At 71.2% G+C, this 890-nt stretch carries 1 protein-coding gene; it reads left to right on the top strand.

The features are described from left to right. A partial coding sequence (locus tag ABD284_RS25685; protein ID WP_344149069.1) for a hypothetical protein occupies positions 1-856 on the top strand: 856 nt, incomplete at its 5' end. Positions 857-890: the final 34 nt, after the last annotated feature.

Raw genomic sequence — 890 nt, 5'->3', positions numbered from 1 at the left:
TGTCCACCTGGACGACCACGTCCTGCCCTCGGGCAGGAAACCGGGAAAACGCGGCCCCGCCCGGCTGCTCACCGACGCCGAACTCGTCTGCGTCGCCATCGCCCAAGTCCTGCTGCGCTGCGACTCCGAACGCCACTGGATGCGCGCCGCACCCGACCGGATCGGCCACCTCTTCCCCCGCCTGCCCGGCCAGTCCGAGTACAACCGCCACCTGCGCGATGCGGCACCGGCCCTGCTCGCCGCCTCCACGTGGCTGGCCCGGGCGGTTCCGACCTGGCACGAGAACCTGCGGCTGATGGACGGCACCCCGCTGCGCTGCGGCGCCTCCCGGGTCACGGTCAACCGCTCCGGGCTGGGCGAGATCGCCGGATACGGCATGGACAAGTCCCACCACGCCTTCTACTGGGGCGCCAAACTCATGCTCGTCACCACCGCTGACGGGGCGGTCTGCGCCTTCAGCCTGGCCCACCCCAAGGAGTTGGACGAACGCAAGCAGGCCCTGCACCTGCTCCACGTCCGGCAGGCCGCACCGGGGCCGGGCCCGATCGTGTGCGACAAGGGCTTCGCCGGGGCCGGCATCGAGAGCGCCGCGGCCGGGCTGGGCCATCCGCTCGTCCGCCCGGCCCGCGCGGACGAGCCCGAGAACCCCTCGTTTCCCGGGTGGCTGCGCCAGCGGATCGAGGCGGTGATCTGGACGTTGAAGAACCAGCTGGGGCTTGAGCGCCACGCCGCCCGCACCACCGACGGGCTCTGGGCGCGCACCTGCCAGCGCATCTGCGCGCTCAACGCCGCGATCTGGCACAACTGGCTGATCGGCGCCCCGGTCAAGCGGTCACTGATCGCCTACGACCACTGACCGGGACACACAACAACTCCCATCAACGATCTAG

The sequence above is a fragment of the Streptomonospora arabica genome, from assembly GCF_039531585.1.
In the GTDB taxonomy this organism is placed as follows: domain Bacteria; phylum Actinomycetota; class Actinomycetes; order Streptosporangiales; family Streptosporangiaceae; genus Streptomonospora; species Streptomonospora halophila.
This window is presented reverse-complemented; position numbering and strand designations above follow the sequence as displayed.